The organism is Allokutzneria sp. A3M-2-11 16, assembly GCF_024213555.1.
In the GTDB taxonomy this organism is placed as follows: Bacteria; Actinomycetota; Actinomycetes; order Mycobacteriales; family Pseudonocardiaceae; genus Allokutzneria.
The window spans coordinates 811,611-832,419 of sequence record NZ_JANAVO010000001.1 but is presented as its reverse complement, the minus strand read 5'-3'; the positions used below and the strand labels follow the sequence as shown (position 1 = coordinate 832,419).

Here is a 20,809-nt window from a genome sequence, read left to right as displayed (position 1 = left end):
GAAAATCTTTCTTCCGACTAGTGGTTCATGCCGGACGGCACGCTATAGATAACCTTGAAGCGGCCGCAGCGACTTCATACCTGCCTGAAGCTGCTGTTTGCCGGCTCCAACCGGTTTCAGCGGGGGTGGCCGGGTAGCGCTGCCATACTGCACGGTCGACGGACCGTCACGTGGGGGAACCATGGGTAACGAGACGACCAGGACCGGACGCAGGGGGCGAGTGGCCAAGGCGCCCCAGGGTGATGCCCCGGCAGCGGTCTTCGCCCGGCAGCTGTGGGATCTCAAGCAGCACGCGGGGGACCCGTCCTACGACGTCATGCGCCAGGAACACGGCGCGCTGGCGTCGAAATCGGCGTTATCGGCGGCGGCGCGCGGCGCTCAGTTGCCTTCCTGGGACACGACCTGGGAGTTCGTCCGGTCGCTGGCGGTCGGCGTGCTCGGTCAGGACGAGCACCGCGTTCACGCGCAGTGGCGCCAGCGGTGGGATCAGGCGACGGCCGCGGTGCTGGCCCAACCCGCTCCCGCGCAACGTCCTCCGGCGTCTCCCCGGCCCAGGCGGCGCGGGTGGTGGGTGCTGGGCGCGGTCGCCGCGATCGGGGTGCTGCCGGTCGCCGTGCTGTGGCCGCGGCAGGAGCGGCCGGTGCTCGGCACGGTCGCCGAGCCGTGTGAGGCGACGTGGTTGTGCCTGTACCGGAACATCGGCTTTGACGACATGAATTTCCGGACCCAGCGGCAGAACGCGTGCTGGCGTCTTGCCGACTACAACTTGCAGGACGCGGTCTTCTCGTACGACAACAATCTTCCCGTCGCCGGTCATTTCTACGACGCGGCGAAAACACCTCTCGGGACCGTTCGTGCCGGTGACAGCAGCCAGGACAGCTCGGCCCTGCCCGGCGCACACTGGTTCTGCACCGGCTCCGCCAGGCCGTGACATGGCCGGACGGCTCCGCTGGGCAAAGCGCTGACCTGCGGATATGTTGGCGATTTGGCCATGGTCAAAGTGTGGCCGGAAGTGCGCTTCCCCTGTCGACGTAGCGCTTCCTACGGTTTCCCGGTCAGAAGTTCTGGCGATAAGGGGATAACCGTTGAAGATATCGTCTGTCGTGCTCAGTGTCTTGTTGCTCGGAGTGGTCGCCCCGGAGGCGATCGCGAACACCGCCACCCACGTCGAGTTCACGCCGCAATCGGTGCTCGCGCCGAAGGTGCCCGACAGGGAGCCGGGGCAGCCGGTCAAGTTCGACCAGGAGGTCAAGGCGCTGGGCAGCGTGCAGCTGGAGATGTCGGCGACGCAGACCGCCTACGTCCGATCGGTGATGCGCGGGAACTCGGCCACCTACCGCTCGCTGTTCGACAACGAGGTGCGGTGCACCTGGCCCGGTGGCGAACAGAGTTTCGTGACGGGGCAGAACATCCTGCAGAAGGGGGCGTCCCTGGAGCCGGACAAGGAAGACGTCCAGCTCACCACCCGCTTCCTGGTTCACCCGGGAGTCGCGACGAAGGTCACCTGCACCGCCTACGTCCGCGCCGCCACGTTGCGGGACAAGCTCGACGCCAAGTTCCAGTTGCACAGCGGGTTCATCGAGTTCGCGGCCACGTCCGTGGCCAACACCACGGCCGGTGTGCCCGCCCAGCGCTCCACTCCTCGTGGCCTCGTGCGTGTCGGGCCTGACCCCAAGGTCGTGGCGCGCGAGCCCGCGCTGCCGTTCTTCACCCTCGCGCCGGGCTTCACGAAGCTCAGTGTCTTCGCCGACACCGAGTACAAGACGTGCTACCCGGGGCAGAACAAGGACTGCAACAAGCCACCGACCTCGACGGCCACCTTCACGCTCTTCGTCAACCAGTGGAACGGCGACAAGCTCTGCCAGACCAACAGCGCCACCACGGAAACCCGTGAGATGTCGTACTCGGTGCACCACCACTACGTGCCGCTGCACCTGCCGGACTTCAAGGTCCGGGCCGACTGCGAACAGCGGTTCAACGCCTACGTCCTGGTGAAGTACAAGGGCGGCATGGACGGTGGGGTACAGGGCACCGCGGTGGGCCTGCCGGACTCGCGCGGGTCGACCAAGACCCACAACTCCGATATGAGCCACGTCTTCGTCGTCCCGCTCAAGAGCTGACGAGCTCCGCCTGCTCGGGGGGTGGTCGCCGACCGGCACTGGCCCGGTCGGCGACCACGCACGACGTCACCCGCAGCCCGCGGACCACGAAGTTGTACTGGTGTACCCGTCGACCCGGTAATGCTCTCGTCCCAGGATCGAGTTCAGGATGCGTGCGCTGCGCCATGCGGACAGGCTGAGGTTGGGATCGGAGACGCCGTGGGAGTGCTCAGCGAAGTTCTGCACGTAGATGCGCAGATTCGGCGGACCGTCCCAGTTCAGGGAATAGTCCGCGCGCACTTCGAAACCGTCCGCGGTGGTGGCGATGCGCTCACGCAGTGGTTCCAGGTAATCGGGGAAACGGCTGCGATACCCGGTGCAGAAGATCACCACGTCCACAGCACAATGCTCCGGACGGCTCCGATCCGCGTCGTGCAGGCCGACCGCCAATTGGTCGCCGTTCCGCCGCAAGTCGACCACACGTCGGTTGGCGACGAGCCGATGGCGTAGCCGTCCACCGCCGATGTCCAACTGGTACAGGCGCCGGTAGATCTTCCGCAGTAGCGACTCGGAAACGCCGTCACTCGCCAAGCGCTGATGCCCGAGCATGAACGAGCGACGCTCCGAGGACAGGGACTGGAAGTGGTCGACGTACTCCGGTACGAACCACTCGTTCGTAAAGGGCGAATCGTCGATCGGCTGGAACCCGGGTCGGCTGGAGACCCATGTCAGGGATTCCGGCAGGGCCGCGTCGTCGGAGATGAGGAAATTGACGACCTCGGCACCACTCTGCCCGGCGCCCACGACCATCACACGTCGACCACTCGTAGCGGGCCGGACCTGCAACAGTTCGCTGCTGTGGAGGACCTGATCACCCTTCAGCGTCGCGGCGAAATCCGGGACATGCGGTTCCTGTCCGGACCCGAGGGTGAGGGTGGTCGTCCTGGCGGCGTCCCCGCACTCGCAGGCGACCTCGAAGTGGTCCTCGACCAATGTCACCGACTTCACGCGCTGCCCCCAGCGGATTGAAGGGAGCTGTTCGGCGACCCACCGGTAGTACTGCTCGAACTCCTGACGCGAGGAGCTCAGACCGTTCGCGATCAATGCCCGGAAGATGCGGCCTTCATGATGGAGGAAGTTCAGGTACGAATAGGGGCTGGTCGGGTCGATGAGCGTGACCAGGTCTTTCAGGAAGGAAACCTGAAGTTCGGCCTCCGGGAGCATGAGCCCCGGATGCCACTCGAACCGCGGCTTGATCTCGTAGAAGCGTGATGTGAGTTCGTTGGCCGACTGTGCGAGCGCCGCGAGGCTCAGGTTGGAGGGACCCACTCCGATCCCGATCAGGTCGTAGCTCTGCATTGAAGGTTCCGGCCCGGTCATGGTGTCGGTTCTCCGCTCAGGATGCGGGTGGCGCGGGCTGCCACGGCTTCCACTGCCTGGAGCCAGCACTCGGCCAGCTCGCGGACCGCGTCTTCGGACAGCACGCCGACGGGCCAGAACCAGTGGGTCGACAGCTCCGGACCGTCCGCCCGGTCCTCGGTCACCGCGGCCACGCTCAGGGCACGGCCCTTGGGCATCGGTGGCTCCACGCCGAGGTCGGCCACGTTCTCCCCCAGCGCCGACCAGTCCGTGGACTCCGGGATCTCGAATCGACCCAGGTAGTTGAACTCGATCTCCGGTATGGCGTAACCGGCGAGGACGGGTCCGGTCCGCGGGTTGAGGTGGCGCAGCATCCCGTACCCCACCCCCTTGGCCGGGAGCGAGCCGAGCTGTTCCCTGACGCGTTCCAGCGCTCGCTCGACGGCCGGGCCCTCGGCGAGGTCGACCGGTCCGGGATCCAGGCGCACGGGGAAGACGCTGGTGAACCAGCCCACGGTGCGGGACAGATCCACCGCGCCCCCGGGGACCAGCTCCTCCTCGCGGCCGTGGCCCTCCAGGTCCACCAGCACCGCGCTGCCCGATCCGCCCCAGCGGCGCCGCCAGTCCGCGACAGCCAGCGCGAGTCCGGTCAACAGCACGTCGATGACACCGGCCCCGAAGGCTGCGGGCACCGTGGTCAGGAGCGCGGTGGTTTGCTCCACCGAGAGCCGAAGTTCCAGTCTCCGCACGCGACCTGGGTTGAGCGGCTGGTCCAAGGGGAGCGGCTCAGCCCCACCGAGGATGCCAGTCCACACCGGCAGTTCCTTCTCGCGCTCCGGGGCCCGCGCCTGATCGGCGAGCAGCCGTGCCCAGCGGCGGAACGAGGTGCCCACGGGTGGGAGTTCTGCTGGCTGGCCCACGGCCACCGCCCACTCACCGGCCGCGGCGAGATCCCGCTGCAGAATCCGCAGGGAGACGCCGTCCACGACCAAGTGGTGCAGGCACATCAACAGCCGGCCCGGCTTGCCCGGTCCGCAGTCGAACCAGACTGCCTGCACCATGCGGCCCGCGTCCGGTGCCAACCGCGCCCGGGCCGTGTGCGCCTGGGCCGACAGCGCCTCCCGGAGCCCGTCGGCGTCCAGCGCGGAGACGTCGAGGCGGCTGAGCCAGGACGCGGCGTCCACCGAACCGGCGGGACCGACTTCCAGAGACCAGTCTGACCGCACGAGCCGCGACCGCAGCATGTCGTGCCGGTCCGCCAGGGTCTGGAGGATCGCCACCAGCCCGCTCTCGTCCAGCTCGGCCGGGGTCTGCACCAGAAGCAGCATGCGGCAGTTCGCGAACGGCTCTCCCATCTCGCGCAGCCAGTGCATCACCGGGGTCAGCGGCACCGTGCCGGTCCCGTCGTCGGGTGCACGGGACACCGATCCGCCGTCCTCCACCGACACGGCGGCCAGCCCTGCCACTGTGCGGTGCCGGAAGACCTGGCGTGGCGTGATCCTGGCTCCCGCGGCGCGTGCCCGGTTCACCAGCTGCATCGCGACGATGCTGTCGCCGCCGATGGCGAAGAAATCCTCGTCGACATCGACCGATTCCAGGCCCAGTACCTCGGCGAAGACCTCGCACAGCGTCTTCTCCATCGGCGTGGTGGGTGCGCGCCCGGACACGGTGGCCCCGAAGTCCGGGGCGGGCAGGGCCTTGCGGTCCAGCTTGCCGTTGGCCAGCTCTGGTAGCCGGTCCAACGTCACGACAGCAGCCGGGACCATGTAGTCCGGCAGGACCTTTCCTATATGCACCAGCAACTCCGTCGCGTCCGCCGTCCGGCCCTCGGACGGGACCACGTACGCCACCAGCCGTGCCGCGCGCCCGCCGTCCTGACGGGCCATCACGAGGGAATGCCCGACCGCAGGATGAGTTGCGAGGGCTGCCTCGATCTCGGCTGGCTCGATGCGGAACCCCCGGATCTTCACCTGGTCGTCGGACCTGCCTCGGTAGTCCAGTTGCCCGTCCGTGGTCCAGCGCGCCAGGTCGCCGGTCCGGTACATGCGGGAGCCGGGCGGGCCGAACGGGGCAGCCACGAACCGCTCTGCGGTCAGCGCGGGCCGCCCCAGGTAACCGCGCGCCAGGCCGCCGCCCGCGAGGTACAGCTCGCCCGTCACACCAGGCGGCACGGGCTGCAGCGCGTCGTCGAGCACGTACGCCCGGGTGCCGCCGACCGGCCGCCCCACGACCGGGACTTCGCTGTCGTGCACGCTTGCGATGAGCGCGTCGACGGTGGACTCGGTCGGCCCGTAGAGGTTGAACGCCTGCGTGCCGCGCAGCTCTCGCAGCCGGGACCAGAGCGCCGCGGGCAACGCTTCGCCGCCCATGGTCACGACCGCGAGGGGACACCGGTCCTCCTCGATCAGACCGGCATCGGCCATCTGCGCGAAGAGGGACGGCGTCACCTCCAGGAAGTCGAAGCCGTGTTCACGCACAGCCGCCGTCAGCAGCTCCGGGTCGCGCCGGATCTCCTCCGAGACGACGTGCACGGCGTGCCCGTCCAGCAGCCACAGCTGCGGCTGCCAGGAGGCGTCGAACGAGAACGACCACGCATGCCCGGCGCGCAGATGGCCCCGCCCGGTCATCGCCTTCGCCGTCGCGTGGAGCATGTGGCGGTGGCTGTGGAAAAGGTTCGCCACCGACCGGTGCGTCACCACAACGCCCTTGGGCTTGCCGGTCGAGCCGGAGGTGTAGATGACGTACGCCGGGTGGTCCGGCGACAGCGGCCCGATCCGGTCGGCGTCGGTGAGGTCCCGTGCCTGCTGCGCGTTCATCCGGTCGAGGGTGTCGGCGGCGTCGAGGAGCAGCAGCGGCACGTCGGACGGCGGCAGTTCGGCTGCCAGGTCCCGTGTGGTGAGCAGCAGCAGGGGATGAGCGTCGTCGAGCATCATCGCCGTGTGCTTGGCCGGATTGTTGAAGTCGATCGACAGGTACGCCGCGCCCGCCTTCTGCACGGCGAGGATGGCCAGCAGGTATCGGGCCGTGCGGGGAAGCGCCAGAGCGACGATCCGCTCGGGACCCGCTCCGTGCTCCACCAGCAGCCGCGCGAGCCGGTTCGCCTCGGCGTTCAGCTCGGCGTACCGGAGCTCCAGCCCGTCGGACACCGCCGCGAGCGCCTCCGGTGACGCGCGGACCTGCTGCTCGAAAAGCGCGGGCACGGTCGTCGCCGGCGGCAGCACGAGCGCCGACGCGTTCCACTCGGTGAGGATGCGGCGGCGCTCGACCTCGTCCAGGATGTCGATGCGCCCGATCCGGGCATCCGGATCAGCCGCCATCGCCTCCAGAACCCGAACAAAACGCTCCGCGTGCGCGGCAAGTTCTTGGGCATCGTAGAGATTCGGGTTCGCGTCGACGTCCAGTCGCATCCCCTGCCCGTCCTGCCGGTCATAAATGATGAACTCCAGGTCCTCGACCGGACCAGCGCTGAGATTGTGGGTCTTGGTCGGATGGCCGCCGAAGCGCACGTCGTAGGCGAACGACATGACATTGACTCCGGTCAGCCTGCCTATTTCGCCGACCAGATCCAGTTCTCGCTGTAGTTCTTCATAACGGAAGCGCTGGTGGCGTAGTGCCTCCCGTGCCGCAGTGTTGGTCTGATCAATCAGTTGGGCCAGACTCACATCGGGACGCACGCTCAACCGCAGCGGCACAATATTGGAGACCATGCCGGGCACTGCGCGCATCGTTCGCCCCATCCGGCCCGTAACGGGCAGACCGAGAATGAGGTCGTCGACCCCGGTCATACGGTGGATGTAAGCGGCGGTTGCCGCCATGACCAACACCGGCCAAGCAACCTTGTTCCGTCGGGCGGATGTCCGCAGCGCGGCCACCCGCTCCGGGGAAAGCTCGATCGAACGGCGCAGGTGAGTGTGGGAAGCGGGTGCGACGCGGCCCGCGAGGCTGACCGGTTCAGGACGGTCCCCGAGCTTTTCCCGCCAGTGCTGGCGATCCAGCGTGTACTGGTCGGAGGCTCGGTAGTGCGCCTCCTCCTCCATGAGGTGCCGGAAGGGTGGGAGGGCATTGTTGGTGTCGGGCTCTCGCTCCTGGGTCAGGGCGTCGTAAACCTCGGCGACACGGCCCACGATGAGCTGCAAGCTGTAGCCGTCCACCAGGCTGTGATGGACTTGCTGATACCAGAAGTAGTGGTCGGCCGCCGCCCGGAACAGCGCCTGGGTGAAGCCTGGGCCATGTTCTGGGTTGAGCTGCCTGCTCAAACTGGCCCGCATCCATGCCTGCGCTGTTTCCCACGAATCAGGCTCAGCACTGACATCCAGCACGTGCAGCGGCCAGTCGGCGAAAGGCTTGATGGCCTGCCGTACATTTCCAGCAGTCCCTGTGAAGCGCAGGCGATACGTCTCGCACTCACCAATGACCCGACGCAGCGCGGCCTCGAAGAGGACCGGATCTACAGGCCCGTAAATCTCCACGCATTCGGCGACCTGGTAGGCCGGATTCTCCGGATCCATCTGCTGTGCGAGCCACACGCTTGACTGCGCGGTCAGCAGGGAGAACGTCTCAGTCACTGAGTCCAACATCTCCTCGGCGAGGCTGACAATAAATGCATGCAGTCGACAAAGAGCACGTTTTGCGTGCTAGTGCGAGCATGCCCGCCACGGCGAGGTAATGTCCAAGACTAGGAACTTCTGCTTCTCATAATCTAAACTTATTCGATGTTTTTGTGTCAGATGGATTGTTTTGTCTTCGGGGGAGGTTCGAATCTCCTCGGCTCTACCTGGGCCGCGCCGCCTCCGGGCACGGCTTGCGCAGGATCGACCCCGAGGTTCCCGGCAGGCTGACCGAGGACACCTGCGCGCCCAGCTCGTCGATGTAGTCGCCGCCCAGTGGGAGCGTGACGGGTCCGCTGGCGGTCGGGTTGGCGTTCACCACGACGGTGCCGCAGGCGAAGTCGCGGCGGTAGACGTTCGTGCCGACCGAGCTGTACGGGCCGGACGGCGCGCCGAGATTCCAGTCGTACTCGGTGTGCCAGGGACTCGGATCGCCGTAGCCGTCCATCTTCTCGATCTCGGCGATCGCGGACTTCGTGGTGCTCGCGGCCATGTAGTACGAGGCGAGCGCGTAGCGGAAGGGGCGCTCGGCGGTCTTGGAGAAGTGCGGCTGCACCAACGTGATCTTGCCAGCGGCCTCGTTGTCGGCGATCTGCTGGACCTGGCGTCGCCAGCCCTCGGCGTAGTCGGGGAGCTGCTCGGTATCGGAGAACGACAGCCACCACTCGTCCCAGCCGCCGTCGAGGTTGGCCATGTAGGCGTTCCACCCGCCCTCGTGCAGTCGGGCGTTGGTCATGTTGGCCACGGTCTTCAGCCCGGCGGCGGTGAACGTCGACCGGGTGTTGGCGAGGAACGACGCGTAGGCGCTCTGGAACGCGGCATTGTCGCGGTACTTCGCCGGACACGTCCCGGGGTGGTAGGCGTCGCAACTCCACAGCGCGTTGTCGATCAGCACTCCGTCGAAGACGCCCTTCGTGGCCGCGACGACGTTCTCGGCCCACTCCTGCTGGTATTTCGGGTCGCCGATGTCCATCTGCCAGTGCCCGGGGTATCCGGAGTACTCGAGCCGCTGGCCGTCCGGTCCCTTCAGGAACCAGTCCGGACGCTGCCGATCGGCGTAACAGAAACCGATTCCCGCCGGCAGGACGCTCTCGTCCCTGCCATCGCGGCACGCGTAGGAGCGGGTGGACGACATGTCCTTGTACACCAGCACCGTGATAGCTGGATTGGCTGCCTTCAACTTCGGGACGAAGCTCGCTTCCCAGGCGTTGAGCAGGACGTAGTCGCGCTTTTTCGCCTCCGCCGCGAGCATGTCGTCGGTCACCGGAGTGCTGTTCCAGTGAATCCAGAACGACCGCGTTCGAGTCGGCGAATCCTCGGTGGCGAAGCCGGGGACCGCGGTCGCGGTGGCGAGCAGAAAGACGACGAGCAGCGCGGGAATCGCTTTCACGTGGTTCCTTCGGGGCTGGCGGAGGGCGTCGACCGTACTTCTTGGAAGGCTCTGCGCCAGGGGCTGCTGAACCTTTTTGAAGGTGGACCCGAAGGAAGTCGTGGCCTATTTCAGGGACTCGTGAAGTCTGTTGTGGTGGCGGATGTGTGCGTGGAGGGGGTTCCGGGCACAGCCGAACTTCAAAAATTCCAATATGGAGCCTGAGCTGGGCTTTGTGCCTTTGCTGTGCGAAACCTGTGCGTTTGTCCGCGAATCTGGGGCCCGTTGGAGATTCCACGGGAGGAACGCACAGATGACCACCCCGCAGGACAACGCCGTCGCGCGAGCGATCCTGGGCCGGGTGCTGTTGCACCAGCGCCGGTCCCCGATCGGACGTCAGTGCGCCGAGGCCCCCTGCCCGCACTGCGCCGACACCCACCTCGACCGGGTTGCCCGCTACGTCGCGGCCGGGCGTGCGGTGGAGTTCGTCCTGCCCGCCTTTCCGACGAAGTCGCCGAACCCGGCGAAGGTGCTGGGGGTGCGCCCCGACCTGGCCGAGGAACTCGCCCTGCGGTTCCTCTCCGAACTCTGCCGGGACATCGCGAAGATCCACGAACCCGGCGCCAAGGTCGTCATCTGCTCTGACGGCCGGGTGTTCGGCCAGCTCATCCGCGTCTCGGACGCCAGCATCTCCACCTACCAGGACGGCATGCGGGAGCTGGTCGACAAGATCGACCCGCGGCACCTGGAACTGTTCAACCTGGACGACGTCTGCCCCTCGCACAGCCACGACGAGATGCGCTCGAAGATCGATGTCGAGTACGGCGAGTCCCTGGAGGAACTGCGCGCCGAGATCAAGGCCGACGACAACGCGCTGGCCATGTACCGGGGCATCGTCCGCTTCCTGGTCGAGGACCAGTGGAACTCCGCCTACGAGGGCACCAGGTCCGCGCTGCAGCGCGAGTGCCGGGCCCGCGCGTACGGCGTGGTCGGCCGCAGCCGCTCCTGGGGCAAGCTGCTGGCCGAGCGCTTCCCGGACGCCGTGCGGCTGTCGATCCACCCGCAGCCCTGCGCCTCGGAGAAGATCGGCATCCTGCTGGCCTCCGCGGACGACGTCTGGCTCACGCCCTGGCATGCGGTGGCGGTCGAACAGGACGGCGGCTTCACGCTGATGAAGCGCGAACACGCCGAGCAGGCAGGAGCTCGCCTGGTCTTCGTGGACGGTCACCCCAGCCACTACGTGTTGTCGGTGACCGGCCCTGGTCGACCCCCGGCACCACTACGCTCGCCCCTGGCGGCCCGGTGACCTCCTGGTTGCCGACAGCCACACCCCGCTGCCAGGCATTCCGAAACCCTGCTATCTCCGGAGAACTGTCATGGGCGCCTTCACCACAACACGCAACGAGCCGTTCGGGGTAACGATCGCCCCCGCCGAACCGGGCGCGGACTTCAGCGTCGTCCCGGCCGCGACCCTGGTCGAGCTGGCCCGCGAGCACCACATCGTGCTGCTGCGCGGCTTCACCGGCATCGAGGGCGCGCCCGCGCTGACCGAGTTCAGCGCCACCCTCGGTGAACTGGTCGAATGGCCCTTCGGGTACGTGCTCGAGCTCGTCGAGTCCGACAACCCCAGCGACCACATCTTCGACCACAGCTACGTGCCGATGCACTGGGACGGCATGTACATGCCGAAGGTCCCGGAGTTCCAGGTCTTCCACTGCGTCCTCGCCCCCGGCGCGGCCGACGGCGGCGAGACCACCTTCGCCGACACCACCCTGGTGCTGGGCAACGCCACTCCCCGGGAGCTGGAGCGCTGGGCCAAGGTCACCGGCACCTACCGGCGCAAGATGGAGTTCTACGACAGCCTCACCATCGCTCCGCTGATCGCCGAGCACCCGCACACCGGCACCCCGGTGATCCGCTACAACGAGCTGACCTCGCCGGAGGACGACACCTTCATCAACCACCCGGACCTGGAGTTCACCGGCCTGCCGGAGAGCGAGCTCGCCGAGGTGCACGCCGAGGTCACCAAGGCCCTCTACGACGCGGCGAACTTCTACGCGCACACCTGGCAGGACGGCGATCTCGTGATCACCGACAACTTCACCCTGCTGCACGGTCGCAACGCGTTCACCGCCAAGGCCCCGCGCCACCTGCGCCGCGTGCACGTCGGGGGCATCGCCAACCCGCACCTGGTGACAACGTGACGGCGCAGCCGGACAAGATCGATGTCCTCGTCGTCGGAGCGGGTCCGGTCGGCCTGCTCTGCGCCCTCCTCGGGCGGCTGTACGGCCTGAACGTCCTCATCGTCGACAAGTCCTCGGGACCGATCACGGTGGGACGGGCGGACGCCCTCAACGCCCGCTCGCAGCAGCTGCTGGAGATCGTCGGCGCGCACGCGGAGCTCCATCCGCGGGGAAAGGTCGTCAACACCAGCTCGGTGTGGGCGGACGGAGAGTTCGTCTCCCGCCAGTCGGCGTGGTGGGAGGCACTGGAAGGGTGCTTCCACAAGCACTTCCTGATGCTCGGCCAGGCCGACGTCGAGGCGCTGCTGGACCGGAAGGTCGCAGAACTCGGCTCCCCGGTGCGGCGCGACACCGCGGTCGTCGCGGTGGAGACGGTTGACGGCGGCTGCCGGTCGACCCTGTCCACCGGTGAGGTCGTCGAGTCGAGGTTCGTCATCGGAGCGGACGGCTCGCGGTCGCTGGTCCGGACGGCCTTCGGCATCCCGTTCGGGATCACCCGCCCGGAGATCGTCTGGGCGGTCCTGGACGCCGTCGTGGACACCGACTTCCCCAAGGTCCCGGAGATCATCGTCTTCCAGGCCGAGACCTCGGACGTGGCGTGGATTCCGCGTGAACGGGACATCGACCGCTTCTACATCAGGATGGACGTCAAGGAGTTCACCCAGGACGAGGTGCTCGCCAAGATCAACAGGGCGATGCACCCGCACCAGCTGACGGTGAGAAAGGTCGAGTGGTTCTCCCAGTTCTCCGTCAAGGAATCCGTCGCGGAGCGATTCTCCTTGGACGACAAGGTGTTCCTGGCGGGCGACGCCGCGCACATCCACTCGGTGAACGGCGGGCAGGGGCTCAACACCGGTCTGGCGGACGCGTTCAACCTCATGTGGAAGATCGGCATGGTCGCGGGCTCCGGTCTGCCGACGGAGATCCTGCGAACCTACGAGCAGGAACGCAAGCCGGTCGCGCTGAACGTGGTGCAGGCGTCCGGGGCGCTGGTGCGTGCGACCAAGTACTCCGAGAGCGGGACGCACGCGGTGGACTACGTCAAGATCGTCGAGCGCCGGGCGGGCTACATCACCGGCATGGGAATCCGGTACGGCGACGAAGGACCGGTCGGTTCCCGGTTCTTCGACTTCCGCGTCCGCAACCACGACGAGCAGGAATCGCGGATCTACTCGGTGCTCGACTACCAGTACTTCACGCTGCTGGTTTTCGGCGACGAGCTCCCGGACCTCGACCTGCCGCCATTCGTGCGGGTCATCCACGTCGGCGATGCCCCGGGCAAGGGTGACTACTGGTCGCAGGACTGCCCGTACTCGAACCAGGTACTGCTGGTGCGGCCCGATTCCTACATCGCCGCCTGGTCCTCGCTCGCGGACACGGCGCCGGTCGCCGAGCACCTGCACGCACTGACCGCCGCTCGGGAGGCTGCCCGGTAAATGGCCATCTGGGGCGGGGTGTTCGAGTTCGACGAGCAGCGTTTTCGCGAGGTCGTCGTGCCCGCGTTCTATGCGGGTGAGCACCACCCGGTCATCTCCTCGACGGTCGATGCCCTGGTGGGGTACGGCTGGGACGATCTCCTCACCGGGACCGACCTCGCGGCGGCGCTGGCGTACGTCGGTGACCAGCTCAGCGAGTGGCCGCTGCACGAGGACGAACTCCGGGCGCAGGGCTGGGATTTCGAGTTCATCTGCGTGGTCTACGAGTGGGTCGTCATGCGGGAGACGGTCCGGTCGTACTCCCGGCTCGGGAGGACCGGGCGCGACCTGGACGCGCTGTTCGGCCTGCGGGCGGGCGCTTCCCGACTGGAGGAGCTGGTCGCCGCACTCGACCCGGGTCCGCACGCGCCGCCCGGCTTCTGGATGCCCGGGATCGACGGAAGCTCGATCACCGGCTGGCTCGACGCCGCGCGGACCCGCGAGCTGGCGGCGCTGCTGCCCAGGCCCTTCGCACCGCCGAACTCGTTGGAACTCGATCGGCAGGCTGTGCTATTCCGTGCCGGAGCACATGTTCACCGACCGGACACCGCCGGTGGAGGTTCGGCCGTACGAGGGGAACAGTGCCTAGCCAGGGACCCGGGCCAGCGAGTGTCCTTTGTGGACGAACTAGCTCACGGTTTCCTGGCGACGCCCGCGTAGAGGTACTGGTTCCACTGGGAGTCCTCGGTGACGTCACCGGGACCGGCGGGGCGCCAGTTGCCGCAGCCGACCAGGCCGGGTTCGACCAGCTCCAGTTCGCCGAACAGCGCGACGATCTCGTCGTGCGAGCGGGGGATCGGCTCACCGGCGCGGTGCTCGACCATCATCCCGGTCATCTCGGTGATGTGCTCACGTCGCGCGTCGTCGGTGAGGTGGCTGACCGCCATCATGCTGCCCGGCACCAGCGGTTCCTGGTAGGCGCGGACCAGCCCGGCGGGGTCGTCGGAGTCCTCCAGCCAGTGCAGCATCAACAGGAACAGCAGGCCGACCGGCTCGTCGAAGTCGATCAGGCGCCGCACCTGCGGGCTGCCCAGCACGCCCTCCACGTCGCGCATGTCCGCGTGCACCATGGCGGACTGCTCGTCGCCCGCCAGCAGGAGGTCGCTGTGCGCCACCGCCACCGGTTCCCGTTCCACGTAGACAACGCGGGCTTCCGGGTTCACCTGCTGGGCGATCTCGTGCACGTTGCCGACGGTCGGGATGCCCGAGCCGATGTCGATGAACTGCTTGACCCCCTGCGAAGCCATGTACCGCACGGCCCTCGCCAGGAAGGCGCGGTTGAGCCGCACCGACTGCCGCACGCCCGCCATGTTCCCTTCGAGCTTGTCCGCGGTGGCGCGGTCGATCTCGAAGTTGTGGCCGCCGCCGAGCCAGTAGTCGTAGATCCGCGCGATGCTCGGCGTGTTCGTGTCGACGTCGGGCGGAATCCAGTTCCCGGTGCGCATATCGTCCCACCTCGCTTCACGGAGGCGGCCCAGAGTACCCATCGCGCTCGGCCGTCATGACGATGGCTTCCCACCCCATCGGGTGCTGTCCGCAGGGCCGAATGGCCCCTAGAGTGGCGGCCTCTCCGCAAGGTCTTACTGAGGAGCACACATGTCTGTCCGGGTGGCCCCGGGACGGTGGCCGCTACTGGGACACGCGCCAGCTCTGGCCCGCGAACGGGTTCGGTTCACGGATCGGTTGTACGAGCACGGCGATGTGGTGAAGCTCTGGCTGGGACCGCTCCAGACCTACTTCCTCACGAACCCGGAACTCGTGCACCGCGTGCTGGTGACGGACTCGTCGAGTTTCGGAATGGGCATCCTGTTCCAGAAGTTCCGGCCCTACGCGGGAAACGGGCTCGCCCTCTCCGACGGTCCCTTCCACCGCAGGCAGCGCAGGTTGATGCTGCCCGCGTTCAGCAGGCAGCGGCTGCGGCAGTACGCCGAACCCATGGTCACCGCGACCGAGGAGCTGCTCGGCTCCTGGCGGCCGGGGGAGGTCCGCGAGGTCGACGCGGACATGAAGGCCCTTGCCGTGACCAACGTGGGCCGCGCGCTCTTCGGCACCGAACTGGGCGAGGAGGCGATCCGGGAGGCCCGGCGCTCGATCCCGCTGGTGATCAAGCTGGGCATGGTCCGGGTGTTCACCCCGGGCTTCGTGGAGAAGCTGCCGCTCCCGACCAACCGCGGGTTCGACGAGGCCACCGCGCGGATGAAAGCGGTGGTGCGCAAGCTGATCGCCGAGCGGGAGGACACCGACGCCGACACCGGCGACCTGCTTTCCCTGCTGCTGCGGGCCGAGGACGCCGAGACCGGGGAGCGGATGACCGAGCCCCAGGTGCACGACGAGGTGATGACCCTGCTGACCGCGGGCATCGAGACCACCGCGCTCATCCTGTCCTGGGCCTGCCACGAGCTGGGCCGCAGCCCGGGAATCCAGGCCCGGGTCGCGGCCGAGCTGGACGAGGTGCTGGCCGGGCGCCCGGTCACCTTCGACGACCTGCCCGAGCTGACCTACACCGGCCAGGTGGTCAACGAGGTGCTGCGGATGTACCCGCTGTGGCTCATGATGCGCCGGGCCGAGCAGGAGGTGGAGCTCGGCGGGCTGCGCGTCCGGCCGGGCCAGGAGCTGGCGATGAGCCCGCACGCCCTGCACTACGATCCCCGTTTCTGGGACCGCCCGGAGGTTTTCGACCCGGACCGCTGGAGCACCGACCGGGTGCGCGAGCTGCCGCCGGGAGTGTTCATCCCGTTCGGCAACGGCATCCGCCAGTGCATCGGGAACTCGTTCGCGCGCAACGAGGTGCTCATCGCGGTGGCCACGATCTTCGCCCGCTGGCGGCTGGCTCCCAGCGGCCCGGTGCGCCAGCGGCACCTCACGATGCCTTACCCGAGCCGTCTGAACATGACGGTCATGCCACGAGATTAGTTGGTACTCAAGACAAAGGAGGTCTTTCTGTGCGTGTGCTCCTGCGCCGCATGGCCGCCGCGGTGGTGGCCGTGCTCAGCACCGGCGCATTGCTGATACCGACGCCGGCGTCGGCCGCCGAGGCGGCCTGCCGGGACGTCAACGTCCCGGTTTCCCTGCTGCCGGTACCGCTTCTGGGCCTCAACGACCAGAACGTGTACGGCAGGCTGTGCGTCCCGGCCGGCAGCCGCACCCTCCAGGTGCTGGTGCCCGGCGGCACCTACAACTCGGCGTACTACGACCTGCCGAACGCCCCGGAGAGCCGCTCCTACCGCAAGGCCATGAACAAGCAGGGCTACGCCACCCTGGCGATCGACCGGCTCGGCACCGGCCGCAGCTCCAAACCGCTCGGCGCGCTGCTCACCGCGAGCGCGCAGGCCAACGCGGTGCACCACGTGATCCAGGCGATGCGCAACGGCACGGCCGGTCCGAAGTTCGACCGGATCGTCCTGGTGGGTCATTCGTTGGGTTCGGCGACGGTGATGATCGAGGCGGGCACGTACCGCGACGTCGACGGTGTGGTGATCACCGGTTTCACCCATCGCATCGCGGCTCTCACGGTGCTGCCGACCTTCGCCTCGCTCACCCCGGTGCTGCTGGACGACGCGATGTCCAAGGTCCCCAACCGGGACCCGGTCTACCTGACCACCACCAAGGGCATGCGCTACACCGCTTTCCACAACCAGAGCCCGTTGGACCAGAAGATCATCGACGCGGACGAGGCGACCAAGGACGTCATCGCCCCGGGCGAGATGGTGGACGCGGTGCTGCTCGGTGTGGTGCTCCCGTACACCCGGCTGATCAACGTGCCGGTGCTGGTGGCCATGGGCGAGCGCGACTCCGCTTTCTGCGGTCTGCTCGCCAGTGACTGCTCCACCGCGGAGAGCCTGCGCGGCGGCGAGGCGCCGTACTACTCGCCCGCGGCCAAGCTGCGCACCTTCGTGCTGCCCAACTACGGACACTCGATCAACTATGCGCCGAACGCGCCGCTGCTGTACAACGCGGTGTCCGACTGGGCGAACGAGATGGTCGGCCGCTAGCTGTTCCTGTTGGCAGAGCAAGAAGAACCCGGGGACCGCGCTGGTCCCCGGGTTCTTCGTTGTCCGGTCTAGCGCCCGACCATCTCCTGCGACCACCGCGCGGCGGTCCGGAAGAACTCGTGCGCGTTCGGCGCGAAGTTGAGGGCGTGGCCGTAGTTCGGCAGCACGAAGGTGCGCAGCTTCGCCTCGGGGGCGAAGTTGGGGCCCTCGAACCGCATCAGCGACTCCGCCGTGGAGCAGTCCCCGCCGAGCAGGCCACCGCAGGCGGCTCCGTCGTTGGACGCCATCGCGACCAGCACCGGCACCTTGACCTTCCGGCTGTACGGCAGGAGCACGCCGAGCAGGGTCGCGTCGAGCAGCTCGCCCACGGCGAAGACGTCCTTGGTCGCCTCGTCCGCGGCGACCGCCGAGGCGTCGTACGGCCCGCCCAGGTGGAAAGCGTTGTAGCGCATGCCTTTCGTCGTGGTCAGGTACGTCGGGTCCATGTTCCGGAACTCCGGCTTCCCGTCGAGCAGCACCGGGCTGAACGTAGTGAGCGGCGGGATGGCGCCGAGCAGGTTCAGCTTGTGCACCATGCCGGTGGCGATCACGCCGTCCACGTTGCCGTGGGTGGCCGCTGCGATGATCGAGATCGCCGTGCCCGCCGAGTGCCCGGCGAGGACGACCTTGGCGAACTTCGGCCCGTGCGAACCGGACTTCATCGCCTTGACCACCTGGCTGACCGCGTTGGCCTGGCCGAAGGCGGTCAGCAGCGCGCTCAGCGGTTTGGAGCTGCGCCCGGTGCCGATCCGGTCCACCGCGAGCGTGGCGAACCCGGCCTGGTTGAGCACCTTCCGGTAGGACCGGGGCGTCGAGGTCCCCGCGATGTCCCAGTACGAGCTGTTGTAGGAACCGCCGGGCACCAGGACCTGCACGGTGTTGCTGCCGCCCGCCGGGACGCACAGCCTGCCGTGCATGGTCTGGTCGAGCTTGAGCACCGGCAGCTCGATCAGGGACACCGGGATGTCCAGGTCCCGGCAGGTGGCGTCGGCCGCACCCGCTGGAACGGGCGCGAGCAGCGCGCCGAGGACGAGGCAGGCCGCCGTCGCCGTGCCGATCCGGCGCCAGAACAATCGCACGGGAAACCTCCGTGTGGGGTCGGGGAAGGGGGACAACCGCTAACGCGGAGTCGCCGTCATGGGGAGTTCGCTGGGGTGCGCCACGCTGGTGAACTTCACCCGCACCGGGCGATCGGGCACCGGGACGAGCCGCCAGCGGGCGACCACCGACGCGACGACGATCAGCATTTCGGTCATGGCGAAGGAGTTGCCGAGGCACTGCCGGATTCCGGCGCCGAAGGGGATGAACGCGCCGTCGGGCACTGTAGCGGCGCGGTCCGGCGACCAGCGGTCCGGGTCGAAGCGCTCCGGGTCGGGGAACGAGTTCGGGTCGAAGTGCAGTGCGTGCGGGCTGAGCAGGACCTCGTCCCCGGGCCGCACGCACAGCCCACCGAGGTCGGTCTGGCGGATGGCCCGCCGCATCAGCACCCAGATCGGGTACATCCGCAGCACCTCGGTGATCACCCGCCGGGTGTACTCCAGCTTCGGCAGGTCGGCGAAGGTGACCGGGCGGTCGCCCACCACCTCGTCGACCTCGTCCCGCACCCGGGCCTCGACCTCCGGCCGGTTGCCCAGTTCGTGGAAGAGCCAGCCCAGCGCCAGCGCGCTGGTCTCGATGCCCGCGGAGAGCAGCGTGATGACCTCGTCAAAGACCTCCCGCTCGGTCATGCCCTCGCCGGTTTCCTCGTCCCTGGCCAGCAAGAGCAGGGACAGCAGGTCACCGTTGTCGGTGCCGTCCCAGCCCGCGACCACCTTGGCGACCACCTCCCGCATCCGGGTCACCGCGGCGTCGAAGGCCCGGTTTCCCGGCAGTGGCAGGCGTTCCACGAACGAGGGGGACAGCGCCCGGATGGTGCCCTGCTTGACGATGACCGGGATGGACCGGCGGGCCTCCTCGATCGCGGCGCCGCCCAGCTGCGTGGAGAACAGCGCCTCACCGACGATGGTGACCGCCACCCGCTGCATGTCGGCGGCGATGTCCCTGACCTCGCCGGGCTGCCAGGACCCGGCCAGCTCGGTGGCCGCCCGCACCATGTTCCGGGCGTAGTGCTCGATCCGGCCGTGCGCGAAGGCGGGCAGCAGCAGCCTGCGCTGCCGCCGGTGCAGCGGGCCGTCGGACATCGCCACCCCGTTGCCCAGGTACGGCCGGAGCTTGTGCAGAAGTGCGCCCTTTCCGAAACCCGCGCCTTCGGTGACCAGGACGCGATGCACCAGCTCAGGGCTTGTCAGGAAATAGGTCCGGAGCGGTCCGATATACAACTCGACAACGTCACCGTGCGCCCGCAGGCCGTCGGTGAACCGAAATCTTCCGAGCAGCAGCGATGGTGTGTGGCCAAGTAACGGCCACCGGCCGGGTGCCGCTCGAACGGACATGCGCACTCCTTGTGTGATAAAAGGAGTGCGCCATCCTAGGGCCCATTCGGCCGGACCCGACAGCACCCGATCAGGTGGGTGGGACGGCCCCATCTCCCGCGAATCGAGGCGCTTTTCCCATGGCACGGACACCGGCTCCGGACTGGGTGCCGCCCAGCATCGACATGACCGTGCCGAGCGTCGCCCGGATCTACGACTGCCTGCTCGGCGGCAGCCACAACTTCGCGGTCGACCGGGAGACCGCCGCCAGCCTGGAGCGCTTCGAGCCGCACGCCCGCGCCGCCGCGCGGCTCCAGCGCGCCTTCATGGGCAGGGTCGTGCGCTACCAGGTGTCGCAGGGGGTCCGGCAGTTCCTGGACATCGGCTCGGGCATTCCCACGGTCGGCAACGTGCACGAGATCGCGCACCAGGTGGACCCGTCCTGCCGGGTGGTCTACGTGGACTTCGACCCGGTGGCGGTCGCGCACAGCGAGCTGATGCTCAGGAACACCCCCGGCACCGGCGTGGTGCAGGCGGACCTGCGCGATCCCGACGCCGTCCTGGGCAGCACCGCGGTCCGGCGGCTGCTCGACTTCAGCCAACCGGTCGGGCTGCTGTTCATGCTCGTGCTGCACTGGATTCCCGGCGAGACGCGGGCACTGGCCGACCTGCTCGGGCACTACCGCGACCCGCTCGCCCCCGGCAGCCACCTCGCGCTGAGCCACATCACCCGGGACGGGCAGGAGGGGCGGGTGGACGGGGTGGCCGACGTGATGCGGGAGTCCAGGAGCGCCGACCGGTTCACCGCTCGCGGCTACGACGAGATCATCACGCTGTTCGGCGAGTTCGAGCTGGTCGAGCCCGGGTTGGTCGGCTGCGCCCGGTGGCGGCCGGACGGCCCCGGCGCCGTCACCGAGATCCCGTCGATCAACGAGTACGGCTACGGGGGCCTGGCCAGGAAGCCCTGAGCCGTCGAACATGAAGTCCTTTTCGGGACTCGCCGGTGCGTGAGTTCCGAATGCATTAGGAATATGCCTGAAGTGGACCTCACGCGCTTGACAGGGTCTTCTTCTTATTGAATTTCGGCGCTTGGAAAGCGCCCGAACGGGTGCACAAGGTGGGAGAACGCCGCACCGGTGTTACTTCCGGAATCGGTATGCTGGGTCGCTTCAACGAATGGAGGTGGGGAAGAGATGCGGCACGGACCGGGGATTC

The 20,809-nt window shown here is 67.9% G+C and carries 15 protein-coding genes; 9 read left to right on the top strand and 6 right to left on the bottom strand.

All coding sequences use genetic code 11. The features are described from left to right. Positions 1-181 precede the first annotated feature (181 nt). Complete coding sequence (locus NLX83_RS04140; protein ID WP_254233535.1) at positions 182-931, top strand: peptidase inhibitor family I36 protein; 750 nt, start codon at positions 182-184, stop codon at positions 929-931. A 172-nt stretch (positions 932-1,103) separates the two neighbouring features. Further along, positions 1,104-2,120 (top strand): hypothetical protein, encoded by a 1,017-nt coding sequence (locus NLX83_RS04135; RefSeq protein WP_254233534.1) that lies wholly within the window; start codon positions 1,104-1,106, stop codon positions 2,118-2,120. A 66-nt stretch (positions 2,121-2,186) separates the two neighbouring features. Here NLX83_RS04135 and NLX83_RS04130 read toward each other — a convergent pair whose 3' ends face one another. The 3 genes from NLX83_RS04130 to NLX83_RS04120 form a co-directional block, all read right to left on the bottom strand. After that, on the bottom strand, positions 2,187-3,479 hold the full coding sequence (locus NLX83_RS04130; protein WP_254233533.1) for a lysine N(6)-hydroxylase/L-ornithine N(5)-oxygenase family protein: 1,293 nt from the start codon (positions 3,477-3,479) through the stop codon (positions 2,187-2,189). Further along, positions 3,476-8,023 (bottom strand): non-ribosomal peptide synthetase, encoded by a 4,548-nt coding sequence (locus NLX83_RS04125; RefSeq protein WP_254233532.1) that lies wholly within the window; start codon positions 8,021-8,023, stop codon positions 3,476-3,478. Before NLX83_RS04125 ends, NLX83_RS04130 begins: the two co-directional genes overlap by 4 nt. Positions 8,024-8,228: 205 nt before the next feature. Then, positions 8,229-9,455: a putative glycoside hydrolase gene (locus NLX83_RS04120; RefSeq protein ID WP_254233531.1), complete on the bottom strand. Its 1,227-nt coding sequence runs from the start codon at positions 9,453-9,455 to the stop codon at positions 8,229-8,231. Positions 9,456-9,747: 292 nt separating this feature from the next. Here NLX83_RS04120 and NLX83_RS04115 point away from each other — a divergent pair, with 292 nt between their 5' ends. The 4 genes from NLX83_RS04115 (at position 9,748) to NLX83_RS04100 (ending at position 13,812) form a co-directional block, all read left to right on the top strand. Beyond that, positions 9,748-10,740 carry an L-tyrosine/L-tryptophan isonitrile synthase family protein gene (locus NLX83_RS04115; protein ID WP_254233530.1) on the top strand — a complete coding sequence of 331 codons (993 nt, stop codon included), beginning with the start codon at positions 9,748-9,750 and terminating at the stop codon, positions 10,738-10,740. A 70-nt stretch (positions 10,741-10,810) separates the two neighbouring features. After that, entirely contained in the window at positions 10,811-11,638 is an 828-nt protein-coding gene (locus NLX83_RS04110) for a TauD/TfdA dioxygenase family protein (protein WP_254233529.1), read from the top strand. Then, positions 11,635-13,113 carry an FAD-binding protein gene (locus NLX83_RS04105; protein WP_254233528.1) on the top strand — a complete coding sequence of 493 codons (1,479 nt, stop codon included), beginning with the start codon at positions 11,635-11,637 and terminating at the stop codon, positions 13,111-13,113. Before NLX83_RS04110 ends, NLX83_RS04105 begins: the two co-directional genes overlap by 4 nt. Continuing rightward, positions 13,114-13,812, top strand: coding sequence for a hypothetical protein (locus NLX83_RS04100; RefSeq protein ID WP_254233527.1), 699 nt, complete (start codon positions 13,114-13,116; stop codon positions 13,810-13,812). On the opposite strand, the gene NLX83_RS04095 is transcribed toward NLX83_RS04100, so the two are convergent. Then, positions 13,785-14,597, bottom strand: coding sequence for an SAM-dependent methyltransferase (locus NLX83_RS04095; protein ID WP_254233526.1), 813 nt, complete (start codon positions 14,595-14,597; stop codon positions 13,785-13,787). The genes NLX83_RS04100 and NLX83_RS04095 overlap by 28 nt on opposite strands. 151 nt (positions 14,598-14,748) lie before the next feature. Here NLX83_RS04095 and NLX83_RS04090 point away from each other — a divergent pair, with 151 nt between their 5' ends. Then, positions 14,749-16,065 (top strand): cytochrome P450, encoded by a 1,317-nt coding sequence (locus NLX83_RS04090; protein ID WP_254233525.1) that lies wholly within the window; start codon positions 14,749-14,751, stop codon positions 16,063-16,065. A 29-nt stretch (positions 16,066-16,094) separates the two neighbouring features. Continuing rightward, positions 16,095-17,144 carry an alpha/beta hydrolase gene (locus NLX83_RS04085; RefSeq protein ID WP_254233524.1) on the top strand — a complete coding sequence of 350 codons (1,050 nt, stop codon included), beginning with the start codon at positions 16,095-16,097 and terminating at the stop codon, positions 17,142-17,144. 68 nt (positions 17,145-17,212) lie between these two features. On the opposite strand, the gene NLX83_RS04080 is transcribed toward NLX83_RS04085, so the two are convergent. Together NLX83_RS04080 and NLX83_RS04075 are read right to left on the bottom strand one after the other, a co-directional pair. Then, positions 17,213-18,262 carry an alpha/beta hydrolase gene (locus tag NLX83_RS04080; protein ID WP_254233523.1) on the bottom strand — a complete coding sequence of 350 codons (1,050 nt, stop codon included), beginning with the start codon at positions 18,260-18,262 and terminating at the stop codon, positions 17,213-17,215. 39 nt (positions 18,263-18,301) lie between these two features. Continuing rightward, positions 18,302-19,615, bottom strand: a complete 1,314-nt coding sequence (locus tag NLX83_RS04075) for a cytochrome P450 (protein WP_254233522.1) — start codon at positions 19,613-19,615, stop codon at positions 18,302-18,304. A 119-nt stretch (positions 19,616-19,734) separates the two neighbouring features. Here NLX83_RS04075 and NLX83_RS04070 point away from each other — a divergent pair, with 119 nt between their 5' ends. After that, a complete protein-coding gene (locus NLX83_RS04070; RefSeq protein WP_254233521.1) occupies positions 19,735-20,562 on the top strand; it encodes an SAM-dependent methyltransferase in 828 nt (275 codons plus the stop codon). Positions 20,563-20,809 lie beyond the last annotated feature (247 nt).